18 protein-coding genes are annotated in these 16,049 nt (G+C 68.1%); 10 read left to right on the plus strand and 8 right to left on the minus strand.

Features of this window, described 5'->3' with window-relative positions; translation table 11 throughout:
• Positions 1–50: 50 nt before the first annotated feature.
• Genes AAHS21_RS02140 through AAHS21_RS02150 form a run of 3 tightly spaced genes read left to right on the plus strand, consistent with a single transcriptional unit; the run spans position 51 to position 3,846 of the window.
• Positions 51–782, plus strand: a complete 732-nt coding sequence (locus AAHS21_RS02140) for a phosphatidylserine decarboxylase (RefSeq protein ID WP_342926062.1) — start codon at positions 51–53, stop codon at positions 780–782.
• Complete coding sequence (gene pssA, locus AAHS21_RS02145; RefSeq protein WP_342926063.1) at positions 779–1,672, plus strand: CDP-diacylglycerol--serine O-phosphatidyltransferase; 894 nt, start codon at positions 779–781, stop codon at positions 1,670–1,672. Before AAHS21_RS02140 ends, pssA begins: the two co-directional genes overlap by 4 nt.
• Complete coding sequence (locus AAHS21_RS02150) at positions 1,669–3,846, plus strand: AAA family ATPase (RefSeq protein WP_342926064.1); 2,178 nt, start codon at positions 1,669–1,671, stop codon at positions 3,844–3,846. The genes pssA and AAHS21_RS02150 overlap by 4 nt, the downstream gene beginning before the upstream one ends.
• Here AAHS21_RS02150 and AAHS21_RS02155 read toward each other — a convergent pair.
• The gene (locus AAHS21_RS02155) at positions 3,820–4,416 is read right to left on the minus strand and encodes a helix-turn-helix domain-containing protein (RefSeq protein ID WP_342926065.1); all 597 of its coding nucleotides are present in this window, start codon (positions 4,414–4,416) and stop codon (positions 3,820–3,822) included. The genes AAHS21_RS02150 and AAHS21_RS02155 overlap by 27 nt on opposite strands.
• A 21-nt stretch (positions 4,417–4,437) precedes the next feature.
• Between AAHS21_RS02155 and AAHS21_RS02160 the strand changes: the two genes are divergently transcribed.
• From AAHS21_RS02160 to AAHS21_RS02170, 3 genes are read left to right on the plus strand one after another with little or no spacing between them, the layout of a single operon-like run.
• Positions 4,438–5,259, plus strand: a complete 822-nt coding sequence (locus AAHS21_RS02160) for a DUF2867 domain-containing protein (protein WP_342926066.1) — start codon at positions 4,438–4,440, stop codon at positions 5,257–5,259.
• A 51-nt stretch (positions 5,260–5,310) separates the two neighbouring features.
• On the plus strand, positions 5,311–6,849 hold the full coding sequence (locus AAHS21_RS02165) for an MFS transporter (RefSeq protein WP_342926067.1): 1,539 nt from the start codon (positions 5,311–5,313) through the stop codon (positions 6,847–6,849).
• A gap of 53 nt (positions 6,850–6,902) precedes the next feature.
• Complete coding sequence (locus AAHS21_RS02170; RefSeq protein ID WP_342926542.1) at positions 6,903–7,835, plus strand: SDR family NAD(P)-dependent oxidoreductase; 933 nt, start codon at positions 6,903–6,905, stop codon at positions 7,833–7,835.
• A 25-nt stretch (positions 7,836–7,860) separates the two neighbouring features.
• On the opposite strand, the gene AAHS21_RS02175 is transcribed toward AAHS21_RS02170, so the two are convergent.
• The 7 genes from AAHS21_RS02175 to AAHS21_RS02205 are packed head-to-tail and all read right to left on the minus strand — an operon-like array spanning position 7,861 to position 13,027.
• A complete protein-coding gene (locus AAHS21_RS02175) occupies positions 7,861–8,679 on the minus strand; it encodes an enoyl-CoA hydratase-related protein (RefSeq protein WP_342926068.1) in 819 nt (272 codons plus the stop codon).
• Entirely contained in the window at positions 8,676–9,698 is a 1,023-nt protein-coding gene (locus AAHS21_RS02180) for a TIGR03617 family F420-dependent LLM class oxidoreductase (RefSeq protein WP_342926069.1), read from the minus strand. The genes AAHS21_RS02175 and AAHS21_RS02180 overlap by 4 nt, the downstream gene beginning before the upstream one ends.
• Before the next feature lie 47 nt (positions 9,699–9,745).
• The gene (locus AAHS21_RS02185; protein ID WP_342926070.1) at positions 9,746–10,369 is read right to left on the minus strand and encodes an LON peptidase substrate-binding domain-containing protein; all 624 of its coding nucleotides are present in this window, start codon (positions 10,367–10,369) and stop codon (positions 9,746–9,748) included.
• Positions 10,369–11,499 (minus strand): glutamate--cysteine ligase, encoded by a 1,131-nt coding sequence (locus AAHS21_RS02190; RefSeq protein ID WP_342926071.1) that lies wholly within the window; start codon positions 11,497–11,499, stop codon positions 10,369–10,371. Before AAHS21_RS02190 ends, AAHS21_RS02185 begins: the two co-directional genes overlap by 1 nt.
• Positions 11,489–12,184 (minus strand): superoxide dismutase family protein, encoded by a 696-nt coding sequence (locus AAHS21_RS02195; RefSeq protein ID WP_342926072.1) that lies wholly within the window; start codon positions 12,182–12,184, stop codon positions 11,489–11,491. Before AAHS21_RS02195 ends, AAHS21_RS02190 begins: the two co-directional genes overlap by 11 nt.
• Before the next feature lie 32 nt (positions 12,185–12,216).
• Positions 12,217–12,699, minus strand: a complete 483-nt coding sequence (locus AAHS21_RS02200) for a LytR C-terminal domain-containing protein (protein ID WP_342926073.1) — start codon at positions 12,697–12,699, stop codon at positions 12,217–12,219.
• 19 nt (positions 12,700–12,718) lie between these two features.
• Complete coding sequence (locus AAHS21_RS02205; protein ID WP_205876226.1) at positions 12,719–13,027, minus strand: DUF3263 domain-containing protein; 309 nt, start codon at positions 13,025–13,027, stop codon at positions 12,719–12,721.
• 233 nt (positions 13,028–13,260) lie between these two features.
• Here AAHS21_RS02205 and AAHS21_RS02210 point away from each other — a divergent pair, with 233 nt between their 5' ends.
• The 4 genes from AAHS21_RS02210 to AAHS21_RS02225 all read left to right on the plus strand — a co-directional run bounded on the left by AAHS21_RS02210 (position 13,261) and on the right by AAHS21_RS02225 (position 16,040).
• Positions 13,261–13,854: a peptide deformylase gene (locus AAHS21_RS02210; RefSeq protein WP_342926074.1), complete on the plus strand. Its 594-nt coding sequence runs from the start codon at positions 13,261–13,263 to the stop codon at positions 13,852–13,854.
• On the plus strand, positions 13,854–14,624 hold the full coding sequence (locus tag AAHS21_RS02215) for a GNAT family N-acetyltransferase (RefSeq protein ID WP_342926075.1): 771 nt from the start codon (positions 13,854–13,856) through the stop codon (positions 14,622–14,624). The genes AAHS21_RS02210 and AAHS21_RS02215 overlap by 1 nt, the downstream gene beginning before the upstream one ends.
• A 2-nt stretch (positions 14,625–14,626) precedes the next feature.
• Entirely contained in the window at positions 14,627–15,433 is an 807-nt protein-coding gene (locus AAHS21_RS02220) for an exodeoxyribonuclease III (RefSeq protein WP_342926076.1), read from the plus strand.
• A 169-nt stretch (positions 15,434–15,602) separates the two neighbouring features.
• Positions 15,603–16,040, plus strand: coding sequence for a hypothetical protein (locus AAHS21_RS02225; RefSeq protein ID WP_342926077.1), 438 nt, complete (start codon positions 15,603–15,605; stop codon positions 16,038–16,040).
• The last annotated feature ends 9 nt before the right edge of the window (positions 16,041–16,049 follow it).

Below are 16,049 nucleotides of genomic sequence, written 5' to 3' on the forward strand. Positions count from 1 at the left end.
GCTGGCCCACACGAAGCGGGCCGCCACCCGGGCTCCGTAAGATGACGCGGGTGGCACGACGCCCCCGCCAGTCCGCCGACGAAGGCCTGTCCTACCAGGGCCCGACCGTCAGCCCACGGCACATGCTGCAGCTGGTGTGCGAAACCGTGCCGCCGGTGCATCCCGCGGGGCTGCCGTTCATCTCCGCCGGCTTGGCCCTCGCGCTCGTCGGTCGCCACCACCGGTGGCCGCGCCGGGTCGGCCTGCTGGCCGCGGGAGCCTGCGCGGCGTTCTTCCGGCACCCCCCCAGGGTGCCGCCGACGCGCCAGGGCGTCGTGGTCGCCCCCGCCGACGGCGTCGTCTGCCTGGTGGACTCCGCGGCCCCGCCCGCGGAATTGAGCATGGGCGACGCGCCGCTACCGCGGGTCAGCATTTTCCTGTCGATCCTGGACGCCCACGTGCAACGCGCCCCGGTCGGCGGCGAGGTGATCGCCGTACAGCACCGCCCCGGCCGATTCGGGTCGGCCGACCTGCAGTCGGCGAGCGACGAGAACGAGCGCACCAGCGTGCGGATCCGGACCGACAGTGGCGCCGAGGTGGTCGCGGTGCAGATCGCCGGGCTGGTCGCGCGCCGCATCGTCTGCGACGCGCACGTCGGGGACAAGCTGTCAATTGGTGAGACCTACGGCCTGATCCGATTCGGCTCGCGGTTGGACACCTACCTGCCGCCGGGCAGCCTGCCGATCGTCGCGGTCGGCCAGCGTGCGGTGGCCGGCGAGACGGTATTGGCCGATCTGCGATGAGCAACAAGATTCGGGGCCGGGCGGTCAACCTGCAGATCCTGCCCAGTGCGATGACGGTGCTGTCGATCTGCGCGGGTCTGACATCGATCAAGTTCGCGCTCGAACATCAGCCGAAGGCGGCGATGGCGCTGATCGCCGCGGCGGCCATTCTCGACGGACTGGACGGCCGGGTGGCCCGCATCCTGGACGCGCAGTCGCGCATGGGTGAGGAGATCGACTCGCTGGCCGACGCGGTGAACTTCGGGGTGACTCCGGCGATCGTGCTCTACGTGACGCTGTTGTCGACGTCGCCGGCCGGCTGGATCGTGGTGCTGCTGTACGCGGTCTGCGTCGTGCTGCGGCTGGCCAGGTTCAATGCGTTGCAGGACGACGGATCCAAGCCCGCCTACGCGCACGAGTTCTTCGTCGGAATGCCGGCGCCGGCCGGTGCGATCTCGATGATCGGCCTGATCGGGCTCAAGCTGCAGTTCGGCGATGGCTGGTGGTCGTCGACGGTATTCCTCTGCCTCTGGATCACCGGGACGTCGATGTTGATGATCAGCAAGATCCCGATGCGCAAGATGCACGCCGCGGCGGTGCCACCGAACTGGGCGGCGCCGCTGCTGGCCATCCTCGCGATCTGCGCGGCGGCCGCGGTGCTGGCTCCTTACGTCCTGATCTGGGTCATCATCGTCGCCTACCTGTGCCACGTTCCCTTCGCGGTGCGCAACCAGCGCTGGCTGGCCGCGCACCCCGAGGTATGGGGCGAAAAGCCTGAGCAACAGCGCGCCGTGCGGCGAGCCAACCGCCGCGCACAGCCCCACCGGCGCCCGATTGTCCGGCTGGGACGACCCGGCGGACGATCGATGGCGCGGCTGGGCCTGCGTAAGCCAGGTGGACGCTTGCCATGACGGATCCCGGCGCGGGGTCCGGACACCTGACGCTGACCGCCCGGCTGAACACCTCAGCCGTCGACTCGCGCCGCGGCGTCATCCGAATGCACCCGAATGCTGTTGCTGCCCTTGGCATTCGGGAGTGGGATGCGGTATCGCTGACGGGGTCACGAACCACCGCGGCGGTGGCGGGGCTCGCCGATCAGGCGATCCCGGTGAGTACGGTGCTGCTCGATGACGTGACGCTGTCCAACGCGGGCCTGCGCGAGGGCACCGCGGTGATCGTCAGCGCGGTCACGGTGTACGGCGCGCGATCGGTGACGCTGAGCGGTTCTTCGCTTGCCATCCAATCGATTACCTCAGCCACGCTGCGACAGGCTCTGCTCGGCAAGGTGATGACCGTGGGTGACGCGGTATCGCTGCTGCCCCGCGACCTCGGGCCCGGCACCTCGACGTCAGCGGCCAGCCGGGCGTTGGCGTCGGCGGTCGGGATCAGCTGGACCTCGGAGTTGCTCACCGTCACCGGCGTGGACCCCGACGGGCCGGTGAGTGTGCAACCGAACTCGTTGGTCTCCTGGGGCGACGGGATTCCGGTCGGCGCCGCCGCGGCCCGGCCGGAACCGGTCGCCGCTGCCGATCCCGCCATCGGAGTCGACGATCTCAAGGGTTCCCAAGTGCAGGCCGGCAAGCTCAGCGAATGGCTCAAGCTGGCGCTCGACGAGCCCCACCTGCTGAAAACCCTTGGCGCCACTACTAATTTGGGCGTGCTGGTGTCGGGCCCGGCCGGAGTCGGCAAGACGACGATGGTCCGGGCGGTGTGTGCCGGCCGCAGGCTGATCCGGCTCGACGGGCCCGAAGTAGGCGCGCTGGCGGCCGACGACCGGCTCAAGACGGTGGCCGCCGCGGTGACCGGGATTCGCGGTGGCGGCGGCGTGCTGCTGATCACCGACGCCGACGCGCTGCTGCCGGCGACCGCCGAGCCGGTGGCCGCCCTGATCCTCGCCGAGCTGCGCACCGCGGTGGCCACCGATGGCGTGGCCCTGATCGCCACGTCCGCGCTGCCCGACCAGCTCGATCCGCGGCTGCGCTCTCCGGACCTGTGCGACCGGGAGCTCGGCCTGACACTGCCCGACGGCGCGACCCGCAAGGCGCTGCTGGAGACACTGCTGAAATCCGTCCCGACCGGCGAGCTGAACCTGGATGAAATCGCGGGCCGTACACCGGGTTTCGTTGCCGCCGACCTGGCCGCGCTGGTCCGCGAGGCGGCGCTGCGGGCGGCGTCGCGCGCCAGCGCCGAAGGCCGGGCGCCGACACTGCATCAAGACGATCTGGTGGGCGCGCTGACGGTCATCCGGCCACTGTCCCGTTCGGCCAGCGAGGAACTGACCGTCGGAAACGTGACGCTAGACGACGTCGGCGACATGGTCGAAGCCAAACAGGCGCTGACCGAAGCGGTGCTGTGGCCGCTGCAACATCCCGACACCTTCGCGCGGCTGGGCGTCGATCCGCCACGCGGCGTGCTGCTCTACGGGCCACCGGGCTGCGGCAAGACGTTCGTGGTCCGGGCGCTGGCCAGCACCGGGCAGCTGAGCGTGCATGCGGTCAAGGGCTCCGAGCTGATGGACAAGTGGGTGGGCGCCTCGGAGAAGGCGGTCCGTGAATTATTCCGGCGGGCAAGGGATTCGGCGCCGTCGCTGGTCTTCCTCGATGAGGTGGACGCGCTGGCACCCCGGCGTGGGCAAAGCTTCGACTCGGGCGTCACCGATCGGGTGGTGGCCGCGTTGCTGACCGAGCTCGACGGCATCGACCCGCTGCGCGACGTCGTGGTCCTGGGCGCGACCAACCGGCCCGATCTGATCGATCCCGCGCTGCTGCGCCCGGGCCGCCTGGAGCGGCTGGTGTTCGTCGAGCCGCCCGACGCGGCCGCCCGTCGCGAAATCCTGCGCACTGCGGCCAAATCCATCCCGCTGAGCGCGGATGTCAATCTTGACGACATCGCCGCCGAACTCGACGGGTACAGCGCGGCCGACTGCGTGGCCCTGCTGCGCGAGGCCGCGCTCACGGCGATGCGGCGTTCCATCGACGCCGCCGACGTCACCGCCGCCGACCTCGAGGCGGCCCGCAAAACCGTACGGCCGTCCCTGGATCCCGTCCAGGTGGCGTCGCTACGCGCGTTCGCCAAAGCTTTCTAGCACCGCGCGCACCGACACCGCGACATCGGCCTCCAGCCAGGACGGCATCGGATCGTCGCGCGCGTGTCGCCGGACGACGGCATAGGGCAGGTCGACGATCGCGCGCGAGACAGCGTCAACAGACCGGGAATCCTTGCGCCCGTACAATTCTCGGGCCAGCACGCCGACCCGCTCGATCAGCGGTGCATTCATCGCGGCCACCGTCTCCTGGAATTGCGCGTCGGGCTCGTCGTCGAGCAGGTCGGCCGGACGGATGGTCAGCAACAGCCGCGCGTCCGCCGGGAGTTCGCGCGCGAAGCCGATCGCGGACACTGCCATCGCCACCGCGACTTCTGTCGGGGTGGCGGCAACTGCGGACATCGCCCGGGACTGGAAGCGTTGCAGCGCGCGCAACCACGCCGCGGTCAGGATGCCGTCGCGGTTGCCGAAGCGGTGATACAACGTGCCGGCCGGCGCGCCGCTGGATTTCGCGATCGCCGCGACACTGGCCGCGCGCGGTCCGCCGTCTAGCACCAGCGCTCGGGCCGCGTCGAGGATCACATCGGTTTCATGCTTCCGCGGAGGTGCCATGATCTAGTACATTCCTTCTATATGGAACGATTACTCTATATCGATGAGCATGCCATAACCATCGACGCGGATCGGTCAGACACGTGGTCGGCGCTGTTGCGGGTGATGTGTCGCGATCCGCACGACCCGGCCGGCGTGCCAATCGGATTCGTGCTCGACGAAGCCCGCGAGCCCGAACGCTTCGCACTCGCGGGCCGCCACCCGTTCGCGGCGTACCGGTGGGTGTTCGAGCTGGAAGCCGAAGCCGCGCGCCGCACCCGAATGCGCGCGACCACGTGGGCAGCCTTCCCGGGGGTGCACGGAAGGATCTATCGCGCCCTGGTCATCGGCACCGGCGCACACCGGGTGGTGACGCGCGGGACGCTGAAACGCATTGCGGCCGCGGCACTGCGCGAGAAGAACGAGAGCGGCAAGACCGCATCCGACTACACGGACGTCTTCGAGGTCCCGATCACACCCGACGACACGCGCACCGCCGAACAGATGTTCCGTGACGCACTCGGCAAGCAACGCGGTGGCGGCGCGGTGTCGTGGATCCACCGCCACGTCTTGCGATTTCAGCTGGACGGGGATTCCTCGACCGATCACCTGATCGGCTGGCAGATCGGGCATTCGGATCCTGACGAGCTCGTGCTGACCGCACGCGGTCCGCTGATGCGCGGGGAGCTGACGCTGCGGCGCCAGGACGGTCGGCGGGCCACGCTCACCACGCGAGTGCACTATCGCCGCAGACTGTCCGCACGCATGGTCTGGGCAGTGATCGCCCCGATGCATCGGGCCGTGGCACCGCGGCTGATGCAGCGCGCCGCCGAGCCCGATGCACGCCGAGCGGCGGTCGTATGAGTTCGGCCTGAACGTTTCACAGCGCTGGTCCGTAACCACTTCGCATACATCATGCTGAAGAGGCCGCCGGCCCAACACGTTCCGGCGTGCCTCGAGGAGGACTCGGATGAGCAACCGCCCCGCGAGGCCGTCGTGCTCGTGACCCAGCCGTCTCGCGCGGCGATGCGACCGGCACCCCAGGCACGATGGCTCGCGAAACTGCGCGAGACGGCGCCCACCACCCGGGTCATGGTGGTGGCGGTCATGGTGTCGATGGTGGCCTTCCTCGACAGCACCGTGGTGAACCTGGCACTGCCGGCCACCGAGCGCGAACTCGGCGGCGGGCTGTGCTTGCAGCAATGGGTCGTCGACGGCTACCTGCTGGCCCTGGCGGCCGCGATCCTGCCGGGCGGTTCCATCTCCGATCTGTTCGGCCGAGTGCCGGTCATGCGTTTCGGGCTGGCCACCTTCGGGGCCGGCTCGGTGCTGGCGGCCGGCGCGGCCTCGCCGGTGATGCTGATCGCGGGCCGTGTCATCCAAGGTCTGGGGGCGGCCTTTTTGGTGCCCGGGTCGCTGGCGATGATCAACTCCACGTTCGCCCCCACGGACCGTCACCGAGCCATCGGAGCCTGGACGGGCTGGACCGGCACCGCCTTCGCGATCGGTCCGCTGCTGGGCGGTCTGGCGGTGGACCTGCTGAGCTGGCGATGGATCTACGCGCTGTCGGCCGTCCCGATCGTCATCGGTTTCGCCTTGACGTTCTGGTTGTGCCCGGTGCCGCGACCGACCCACCGCGCCAGCCTCGATGTCCGCGGGGCGGTGTTGGCCGCGATCGGGCTGGCCGCCACCGTTGATGCACTGATCGAGGCCGGTCAGCACGGCTGGTCGGGGCGCATCATCGCCACGCTGATCGTTGGGATCGCGGCACTGCTGGCGTTCGTCGGCTGGCAACGGCGTGCCCCGCACCCACTCATACCGCTGCGCCTGTTCACGGTCCGTAACTTCGCCGCCGCCAACCTGGTCACCGCCTTCGTCTACGGCGCCATCGCGATGGCCTCCCTCGCCGTCGCGCTCTACACCCAGGAGGTCGCGGGCTACTGCGCGACCGTCGCGGCCTTGGCCACCCTGCCCAACCCGATCCTGTCGTTTCTGTTCGCCAAGCGCATCGGCGGTTTGGCCGCGCGCATCGGACCCCACGTGTTCCTGACGGCGGGCCCGATCCTCGCCGGACTGGGACTGCTGCTGATCCGGCCCGGTGCCGGATTCAACATCGTCACCCATCTGCTGCCCGGGACGACGGTGCTGGCCATCGGACTGCTACTGACCACAACGCCGTTGGGCGCGTTGAACCTGTCTTCGGTTGACGCGACGCGCAGCGGGATCGCGGCGGCCATCCAAAACGCGGTGGGCCGGACTTCGGCGCTGACCTCCGTGGCGAGCGTCGGACTGATCGCCGCGGGAACACTCACCGATGCCAGTTTCGCCCGGTTGCTGCAGATCGCCGCGGCCCTGTTCTTCATCGCCGCACTGATCGCCACCGTCTGCGTCGTCAATCCACGCCACGGCGCCGATTCCGCTCTCGCCGAGGCCGAAGCCGCCGCGGTGGCATGACTGAAGCCTTGTTCTAGGCTGGCGCGATGACGAGTACGGCAGCACACCCGCCGATGAGCGAACGCCGGACCGCTATGCAAGTCGTCGAGGGAATCGACCTGTCCGGCAAGGTATGTGTGATCACCGGCGCCTCGTCGGGTCTGGGCCGGGAGTCGGCACGAGCGCTGGCCGCCGCGGGCGCCCACGTGATCCTGGCCGCCCGCAACAGCGATGCCCTGGCCGACACCACCCGCTGGGTGCGCGACGAAGTACCGGGCGCGACGACGTCGGCTGTCGAGCTCGACCTCACCGCGCTGTCCAGCGTCCGCGCGGCGGCCAGCGCGATCGGCGACATCGCCCCGGCGGTGCACATATTGATGAACAACGCCGGTGTCATGTTCACCCCGCTCGGCCGAACCCGGGACGGGTTCGAATTGCAAATCGGAACAAACCATTTCGGACACTTCGAGTTGACACGACTGCTGGTCCCGCAGCTGAGGGCCGCGCGGGGCGCCCGAGTGGTGATCCTGTCTTCCGGGGGCCACGTGATGGGCGACGTCGATTTCGTCGATCCGAACTGGGAGCATCGCGACTACGACAAGTTCGTGGCGTACGGCGCCTCCAAGACGGCGAACGTCCTGCACGCGATCGAGGCTGATCGACGGTTGCGCGACTTGGGTATTCGCGCCTACGCCGTGCATCCCGGCACCGTTGCCACCGCGCTGGCGCGATACATGTCACGCGAGGACTTCTCCGACCTTCGCAAGCTCGTCGTGGACAACAGCGCACAGCGCGGCCAGACCAGCGACGGCCGTCTCGACTTCTCCACCCCCGAGCAGGGTGCGGCCACCCAGGTGTGGGCCGCGGTAAGTCCCGAGCTCGCCGAGCGCGGTGCGCTGTACCTGGAAGACTGCCGAATCAGCGACAACGTTGCCCCGTATGCGAGCGACGAGCAGCGCGCGGCCGAATTCTGGCTGCTCTCCGAAAAGATCTGTGCCATAACATAACCCGGGCTACATTTCGCCCGACCACTCACGGCTGCGGCAGCGCCTTCCAGTCCCGGGACAGCTGCGAGCCGAACCGCGGGGCCCGTCGCTCGACGAACGCGGCGACTCCTTCGGTCGCATCGGGGGTGCCCATCACCCGGTGGTGCAGCTGCGTCTCCAGCGACGCGACCTGTCGCGGCGTATAGCCGTGAATCGCGCTGTCCCACAACAACCGCTTACACAACGCCGCCGACATCGGTGCCACATTGACCGCGATGTCGCGGGCCATCTCCAGCGCGGCGTCGAGCACCTGCGCGGCGGGCACCGCCCGATTCGCGATACCGTACGCAACGGCCTCGGGCCCGTCGAACGTGCGCCCGGTCAGCAGCACCTCGGCCGCCACACCGAGATTGGTCAGGTGCGCCAATGTCCAGTGCGCCATGCAATCGGGTATCACTGCGCGGCGCACCTGCACCACACCGTATTTGGCGTCCTCGGCGAGGATGCGGATGTCGGCCTGCAGCGCAATCGTCAACCCGATGCCGATGGCGTGCCCGTTGACGGCGGCGATCACCGGTTTGCGCAATTCGAAGGCCGGCGGGTCGATGGGCGACGCGGAAAATCCCGCAACGTCTTGCGGGCTGTCGAATGGCGTTGCGCCGCCGGAGAAATCGGCGCCGGCGCAAAAGGCCCGGCCCGCCCCGGTGACCACGACGGCGCGGACGTCGTCGTTCTCGTCGCACTCCCGGTACGCCCGGCTCAGCAGCGCGCCCATCTCGGCGGTGTAGGCGTTGAGCTGCTCGGGCCGATTGAGGGTGAGCACCGCCACGCCCGCGTCGACGTCGACCACCACGTCGCTGCTCATCGTCGCGCGGGCCTTCGGTGCAGGGCGTCGATCAGGCCGGCCAGGTCGGCGTTGACCGGTGTGTAGTAGGGAAAATAGCAACACACTTCGTCGACGTGATCGCCGAACCGCTGCGCGATCTGCTGCGCGCATTGCTCAGGTGTCCCGACGATTCCGATCCGGGCCACCATGTCGTCGGTGATCAGGGCACGCATCTCGGCAAAGCGCCCCTGCTTGGACAGCGCGTTGAGCTCCGGTTGGACATCCGCCCAGCCCTCCACCTCGAGCACCGGCAGGTAGGCCGGTGTGGAGCCGTAGAAGGCGATCAGCGACGCGACGCCGTCGACCGCCGCCGCCAGGTCCCCCTCGTTGCTGCCGACCGCGACCATGGCCTGGGCGATCACCTGAAAGTCGTTGGCGCAGCGCTGCGAACGGCGCAGTCCCTCGTTGATCGCCGGGACGGTGCGGTCGGCGAAGTGACGGGCGCTGTTGAACGGCATGACCAACAGGCCGTCGGCGACTTCGCCGGCGGTGCGCGTCATGATCGGGCCCAGTGCCCCCATCAACACCGGCGGCGGCCCGAATGGGTTGGGGCCAGGGTTGAAGTTAGGTGCCATCAGGGTGTGGGTGAAGAACTCACCGCGAAAGTTCAACGGGGACTGGCCTTCCCAGGCCGCGAAGATCGCCTTGATTGCGGCGATGGTTTCGGCCATCCGCGCGGCCGGCCGATGCCAGGTGCTGCCGTAGCGCTTTTCGATGTGGACCTTGATCTGCGAGCCCAGCCCGAGCCGGAACTTGCCGCCGCTGTAAACCTGCAAATCGTAGGCTGCGTGCGCCATGTGCAGCGGACTGCGCGGCGCGGCGATCGCGACATTGGTCATGATGTCCAGGTTGGTCTCTTTGGCCGCGATGAGCAGCGGAAAGAACACATCGTGCTGGCCCTCGAAGGTGAACAGGCCGTCGGCACCGGTCTCGGCGATCTCGGCCGCACTCGCCGACGCACCGGTGGGCGATCCGTTTACCTGCAGATGTACTTTCACTCAACCGTCCAGTCGCGCAATCAGTTTCCCTATAGAAAAGCACACCCCTACTCCGACAACTGGAACTCCACCATCTCGGCGATCGCGTCGACCGCCTCACCCAGTGCCGCAAGCCGGTCGGCCGCCGACGGCGCCGCGAGCACCGAGTACCGATCGGCCGCGCCGATCGGGATACGAGTGGCCAACGTGTACAGCCGCTGTCCCGCGTCGGCTTCGTCGGGGCCCAGCAGCGCCTCGCGCTCCGGCAGCATGGTGCCGCGGGCCTCGGCGATCCGCTCGAACAAGGCCATCATCCGGTCTTCGATGTCGACGAGCTGCGCCACGGTGACCGCGACGCCGGGTTCGTCGGGCCACGGCTGCACCGACGCCCGCGGGTAGGGATCGTCGGCCAGCCACTCGGACACCCGAATCCGCTCGCCGGTCCGGCAGCGCACCGAGTACCGCTCTGCGCCCTGCTCGACGCAATCCTCGATCGTGCACAGGACGCCGACGTCGCAACGCGAATCGCCGCCGCCGACCTCGCGACCACGCGAGATCAGCACCACGCCGAACGGTTCGCCGGTGTCGAGGCAATGCCGCACCAGTGCGACGAAGCGTGGCTCGAAGATGCGCAACGGCAGATCCTGGTTCGGCAGCATCGCCGCCTCCAGCGGAAACATCGCCAGCTCCATCAGATCTCCAGCTCTCCCACCAACGCATCGACGACTGCACGCAGATCGCCGTCGTGCTCTTCGGCCACCCGCCGCTGTCGCTGATAGGAAGCACCATGGCGCCAGATGTCCTCCACCGCCGCGAGTTCGTCGGTGCAATGCAGCAACTTGGCGACCGGCTCCAACCGGTTCAGCACATCGACGAGGTCGTCGGTGACCAGGCGCTCGTTGCTGTCGGCGTCCTGGATGATCACCGCGTCCAGGCCGTAGCGCGCCGCGCGCCATTTGTTCTCCTGGTTGTGCCAGGGCGGCATGGTGGGCAAGGTCTCGTCGGCTTCCAGCCGGCGATCCAGGTCGACCACCAGGCAATGTGTCAGCGCGACCAGCGCGCTCAGCTCACGCAGGTTGGACACTCCGTCGCAGACTCGCACCTCGAGTGTGCCCAGATGCGGCGAAGGCCTTATGTCCCAACGGACTTCGTCGACGTGGTCGATGATGCCGGTCTTCTTCTGGTCGTAGACGAAACCTTCGAATTCCGGCCAGGTCTGAAACTGGAACGGCAGCCCGGCGGTGGGCAACTGCTGAAACATCATGGCCCGGTTGCTCGCGTAACCGGTGTCCACACCCGTCCACCACGGTGACGACGCCGACAGCGCCAGCAGGTGCGGGTAGTAGCGCAGCAGTGACGTCATGATCGGCATCACCTTGTGCGCCGAGGAGATTCCCACGTGCACGTGCACACCCCAGATCAGCATCTGGCGTCCCCACCACTGGGTGCGTTTGATCAGCTCGGCGTAACGGGGCGCATCGGTGAGCTGCTGGGTGCTCCACTGCGCGAACGGGTGTGCCCCGGCGCAGAACAGTTCCATGCCCCGGGCCCGGACGATCTGACGCGCGGGACCCAACGTCTCGCGCAAATCCTCGATCGCCTGCCCGGTGCAATCGCAGATGCCGCTGACCACCTCGACGGTGTTACGCAGCAATTCCTTGTGCACACGCGGGTTTTCGCCGATCTCGGCGATCACGGAGGTGGCCTCGTTACTCAGATCGCGGGTCTGCGCGTCGACGAGGGCGAACTCCCACTCCACGCCGAGCGTCGGCCGCGGCGACCGGGCGAAATCGATATGCGCGAGAGGTCTGTTAGCCGGCACCAATGACACCGCACGCCACTCGCTTGCCGGCGTCGCCAGTGCTCATCGTCATCGCGTCCGGACCCGGCGCCCCGTTGGTCTGGCTGTATCGCTCCGGCGGGATGTTGGCGAAGTTGTCCGCACCCGCGTGGATGATGATCGCGGTCTTTTCACCGGTCAACAGGTCCTCCATGGCGAAGGCGTCGGTGGTGGTCACCAACGTCCCGGCACCGTCTTTACGAACTTCCAGCGAGGTGAGGTCGCCGCTGGCAGGCTCGGCTGCGTGGCCGGGTGCTTGGAAGTGGCCGCCCGCCGACAGGAAGTCGCCGGGCGCACCGCCGGTGGGGCCAACCGAATTGGCCTCGCACTTGCCGACTTTGTGGATGTGCACGCCGTGGAAGCCGGGCGCGATCTGGCCCACCCCGGTCGTCGCGATCGTGATGGTGGCGTAGCCGTTGGCGAAGTCGAGCGTCGCGGTCGCGACCTGTGTGCCGTCGGGCGCGCGCAGATGGGTCGTAATGCTGCGCTTGCCCTCGCTCGCGGCTCCCGCGGTTGCCGACGGCGCGGGTGATCCCGTCCAGATGGCAGGCGTGGTACCCGGGACGGACGACGCGTGTTGGGGCGAGGAGCACGCACTCAGCAAAACGACACTGGTGGCTGCGGACAGGGTGACAACGACATTGCGATGACCGGCAAGCGTAGGCATAGCGAGAGCCTAACCCGGCTCGCGACTCAGAGTCAGCCCGCGACCAAGACGATTACGCCGGGCGGTTCCCCGCTAAGCGCGGGGATGCGCGCTTCGACCGGCGCGTTCAGGTTTTTGCCGACCGCGTCCGCGGTGGCGTGCTCGCTACCGGCGTCGGTGAAGTACACGGTCGTGACGGTCACCTCGGGCAACGTCAGGTTTCCGACGTCGACGACCTTGAAGCCGCCGGCCTTGAGTTGGTCCGCGGTCTTCCCGGCGACACCTTCCTTGCCGGAGATGTTGAACACGTGGACGTCGGCATCGGTGGCCGCGGGCTTGGTGCTCGTCGCGGTTGACGAGGCGGTGCTGCTGGTGCTGGTCGCGCTCGAGGCCGCCGAGGCCGAGTCGTCGTCGGATTTCCCGGAGGAGCTCAGCGCCTGCCACCCGAGCAGCAAAAAGATGACGCCGAGAAACAACAACACCATCACCATGGCCCGCAGTGGGAGCCCCGTGGAATCGGGAACACGCTCTTTCATCGAGCCCTACTGTAGCTAGTCAGGTCACCTCGAAGCCGAGGCGCCGGGCTGCACGCGCCTTCTGGCGGCTGGCCCGCAACCGCCGCAACCGCTTCACCAGCATCGGGTCGGCGGCCAGCGCCTCTGGCCGATCCACTAGCGCGTTCAGCACTTGGTAGTACCGCGTTGCCGACATCGAGAACAACTCTTTGATCGCGTCTTCCTTGACACCGGCGAACTTCCACCATTGACGCTCGAAGGCCAGTATGTCGTGTTCGCGTCGGGTCAGCCCATCGGCGACTTCAGCATCGTCCCCCGATCGATTTGCCCGCGCCATGGCGCTGTCCATATCGCTTCCCCTGGACCCTTCCGCCGAATTCCCTGTAGCTCTGCTGACTTGACTTACACCGGGGCATGTTTCGGCGAATATTGAATCACGCCGCGAACCCTCAAGCCCTCATCCAGACCCGCGAGTCGGCGGATTGCCTTCATTGCTTACTTCGCGGCCCTGATTCTGATTGCCCACCTTCTCAGCCCGCCGCTTTGCGGCGCGCATCGTCGGCGGGCTTAAGCTAGCCGACCATGGCAGTCGTACCAATCCGCATCGTGGGCGATCCGGTGTTGCACACACCGACCAACCCGGTGCCCGTCGGCGCCGACGGTTCGCTGCCGGCCGATCTCGCCGCGTTGATCTCCGACATGTACGACACCATGGACGCCGCCCACGGCGTCGGGCTGGCCGCTAATCAGATCGGACACGGCCTGCGGGTGTTCGTCTACGACTGTGCCGACGACCGCGGCATGACCGAGCGCCGCCGCGGCGTGGTCGTCAATCCGATCCTGGAAACCTCCGAGATACCCGAGACCATGCCCGACCCGAGCGACGACGACGAGGGGTGCCTGTCGGTTCCCGGTGAGTCGTTTCCCACCGGGCGCGCGAACTGGGCGCGAGTCAGTGGGCTGGACGCCCACGGCAAACCGATCACCATTGAGGGCACCGGACTGTTCGCCCGGATGCTGCAGCACGAGACCGGGCACCTGGATGGCTTCCTCTACCTGGACCGCCTGATCGGACGGCACGCCCGCGCCGCAAAGCGCACCGTCAAATCCCACGGCTGGGGTGTGCCGGGGTTGTCCTGGACGCCCGGCGAGGGACCGGATCCGTTCGGTCACTGATGGTCTCGTGGCCGGACCTCGGAACCCGGGTGACGGTTCGTTACCGGCGTCCGGCCGGCTCGGTTCCGCCACTCTCGGATGCGGTCGGACACCTGTTGGCGGTGGATCCGGTGGTGCGGGTGCAGACGAAAACAGGGGCGGTCGTCGAATTCGCCGCCGCCGATGCGGTGGCCCTGCGGGTGCTGACCGACGCACCGGTGCGCACGTCGGCGATCCGTGCGCTGGAGTACGCCGCCGCGGCGGCCCGGCCCGGCCCGGAAGACGCCTGGTTGGACGGCTGGCTGCTGCGATGGGGGCATCGCCCGGCCGAGGGGGACGGCGACGAGGCCGGCTTTGCCTCGAATTCGGCAGTGCCACTGGATATTTCCGCCCGGTTGAGCTCCGTCCCGGCGATCGTCGCCTGGTACGAGCATCGCGGCCGATCCCCGCTGCTGGCCATCCCGGACCGCTTGCTGACCCCGCCGCGCACCGCGGTGGCCGATCGCACCGAGCGCGTGTTGGTCCGCGACGTGCCGAGCATCGCCCCAGCGCCGGGCACGGGCGAGGGGGCCGCCGTGACCGATGCGCCCGACGGCACCCGCTGGGTAGGACTCTCGGCGCCGCGAGAAGACCAATTGGCCTGGGGGGCGCGCCGCGGCGCCACCCGCGCATACATCGCCCTTGCCGAGAGCGATATCGCGACGGCCGGCCTCGCCGACAACCTCGGCTTCCGACTGCACCACCGCCGTCGCTATTTCGAGGCCCGGTCGGCCGGCTGGGATACCGTCTAGCTGTGCGACTAGCGACCTGGAACGTCAACTCGATTCGCACTCGCCTGGACCGCGTCACCGATTGGCTCGCCCGCGCCGAGGTCGACGTGCTGGCCATGCAGGAGACCAAGTGCTCCGACAGCCAGTTCCCCGCCCTGCCGTTCGTGGAACTCGGCTACGAGGTCGCCCACGTCGGCTTCAACCAGTGGAACGGCGTGGCAATCGCGTCGCGCGTGGGCCTGGAGGATGTACGGGTCGGATTCGACGGCCAGCCCACTTGGAGCAGCAAGCCGGAGGTGGCTGCAACCGCCGAAGCCCGCGCCTTGGGCGCGACCTGCGGTGGCGTGCGGGTGTGGAGCCTCTACGTGCCCAACGGCCGCACGCTGGCCGACCCGCACTACACCTACAAGCTGGAATGGCTTGCCGCCCTGCGCGATACGGCCGCCGGCTGGCTGCGCGACGATCCCAGCGCACAGATCGCGATGGTCGGCGACTGGAACATCGCACCGACCGACGACGACGTCTGGAGCACCGAATTCTTTGCCGGCGCCACGCATGTGTCCGAGCCGGAACGCCGGGCGTTCAATGCGATTGTCGAGGCGCAATTCACCGACGTGGTACGACCTTTCACCCCGGGTCCCGGCGTCTATACCTATTGGGATTACACCCAGCTGAGGTTCCCGAAGAAGCAAGGGATGCGCATCGACTTCATCCTCGCCTCACCGGCGCTGGCCGGGCGGGTCGCCGATGCGCAGATTGTCCGGGACGAACGCAAAGGCAAGGCGCCCAGCGATCACGCTCCGGTATTAGTCGACTTGAATCCCGGGTGACCGAACAATTCCACGCGGCTTCGCGTTGTGAGTACGTTCCCGACGTGGCAGCATTTTGCGTTGTTAGATACGTGCACAATTTTCGTTGCTGCTGTTAACCGCCCGTTCGGCGGGTATACATGTTGCTACGCGGTTGCAACCAGAGCGACCAAGGATCCAGGGAGTCATCATGGGTGTCGTCGGAGGGGCAGTCCGCAACGCGGGTAAGACTGTCAATCGCGCGGCGGATGCCACCACCGCCGCTGCGGGCGCCGTCGGAGGCGCGGCAATCAATGGAATCGTGGGTGGGGTAACCGGAGCGGCCGAGGGCATCAAGCGCGGGATCAACTCGGGCAGTCACTCGACCCCGGCGGCCGCACTGGCCATCGGCGCGTTGGGCGTGGCCGGGCTGGTTGAGTGGCCGTTGCTATTGGCGGTCGGCGGCGGTGCGCTGGTCTTGCACCGGCTCAACCGCAAGCCCCAGGGCCCGGCGAAAGCCCAGCTCAAGCCGGTACCAACCGGGTCGACGCCGCCAAAGTCGGCACCGTCGAAGTCCGCTGGTAAGGCTCCCGCCAAGAAGACGGCCGGACGTCGCGCCGGCGCCGCGCCGTTGCGCAGCACCAACTAGAGGTACTTG

It is taken from the genome of Mycobacterium sp. 050272 (genome assembly GCF_039023525.1).
Taxonomy (GTDB): domain Bacteria; phylum Actinomycetota; class Actinomycetes; order Mycobacteriales; family Mycobacteriaceae; genus Mycobacterium.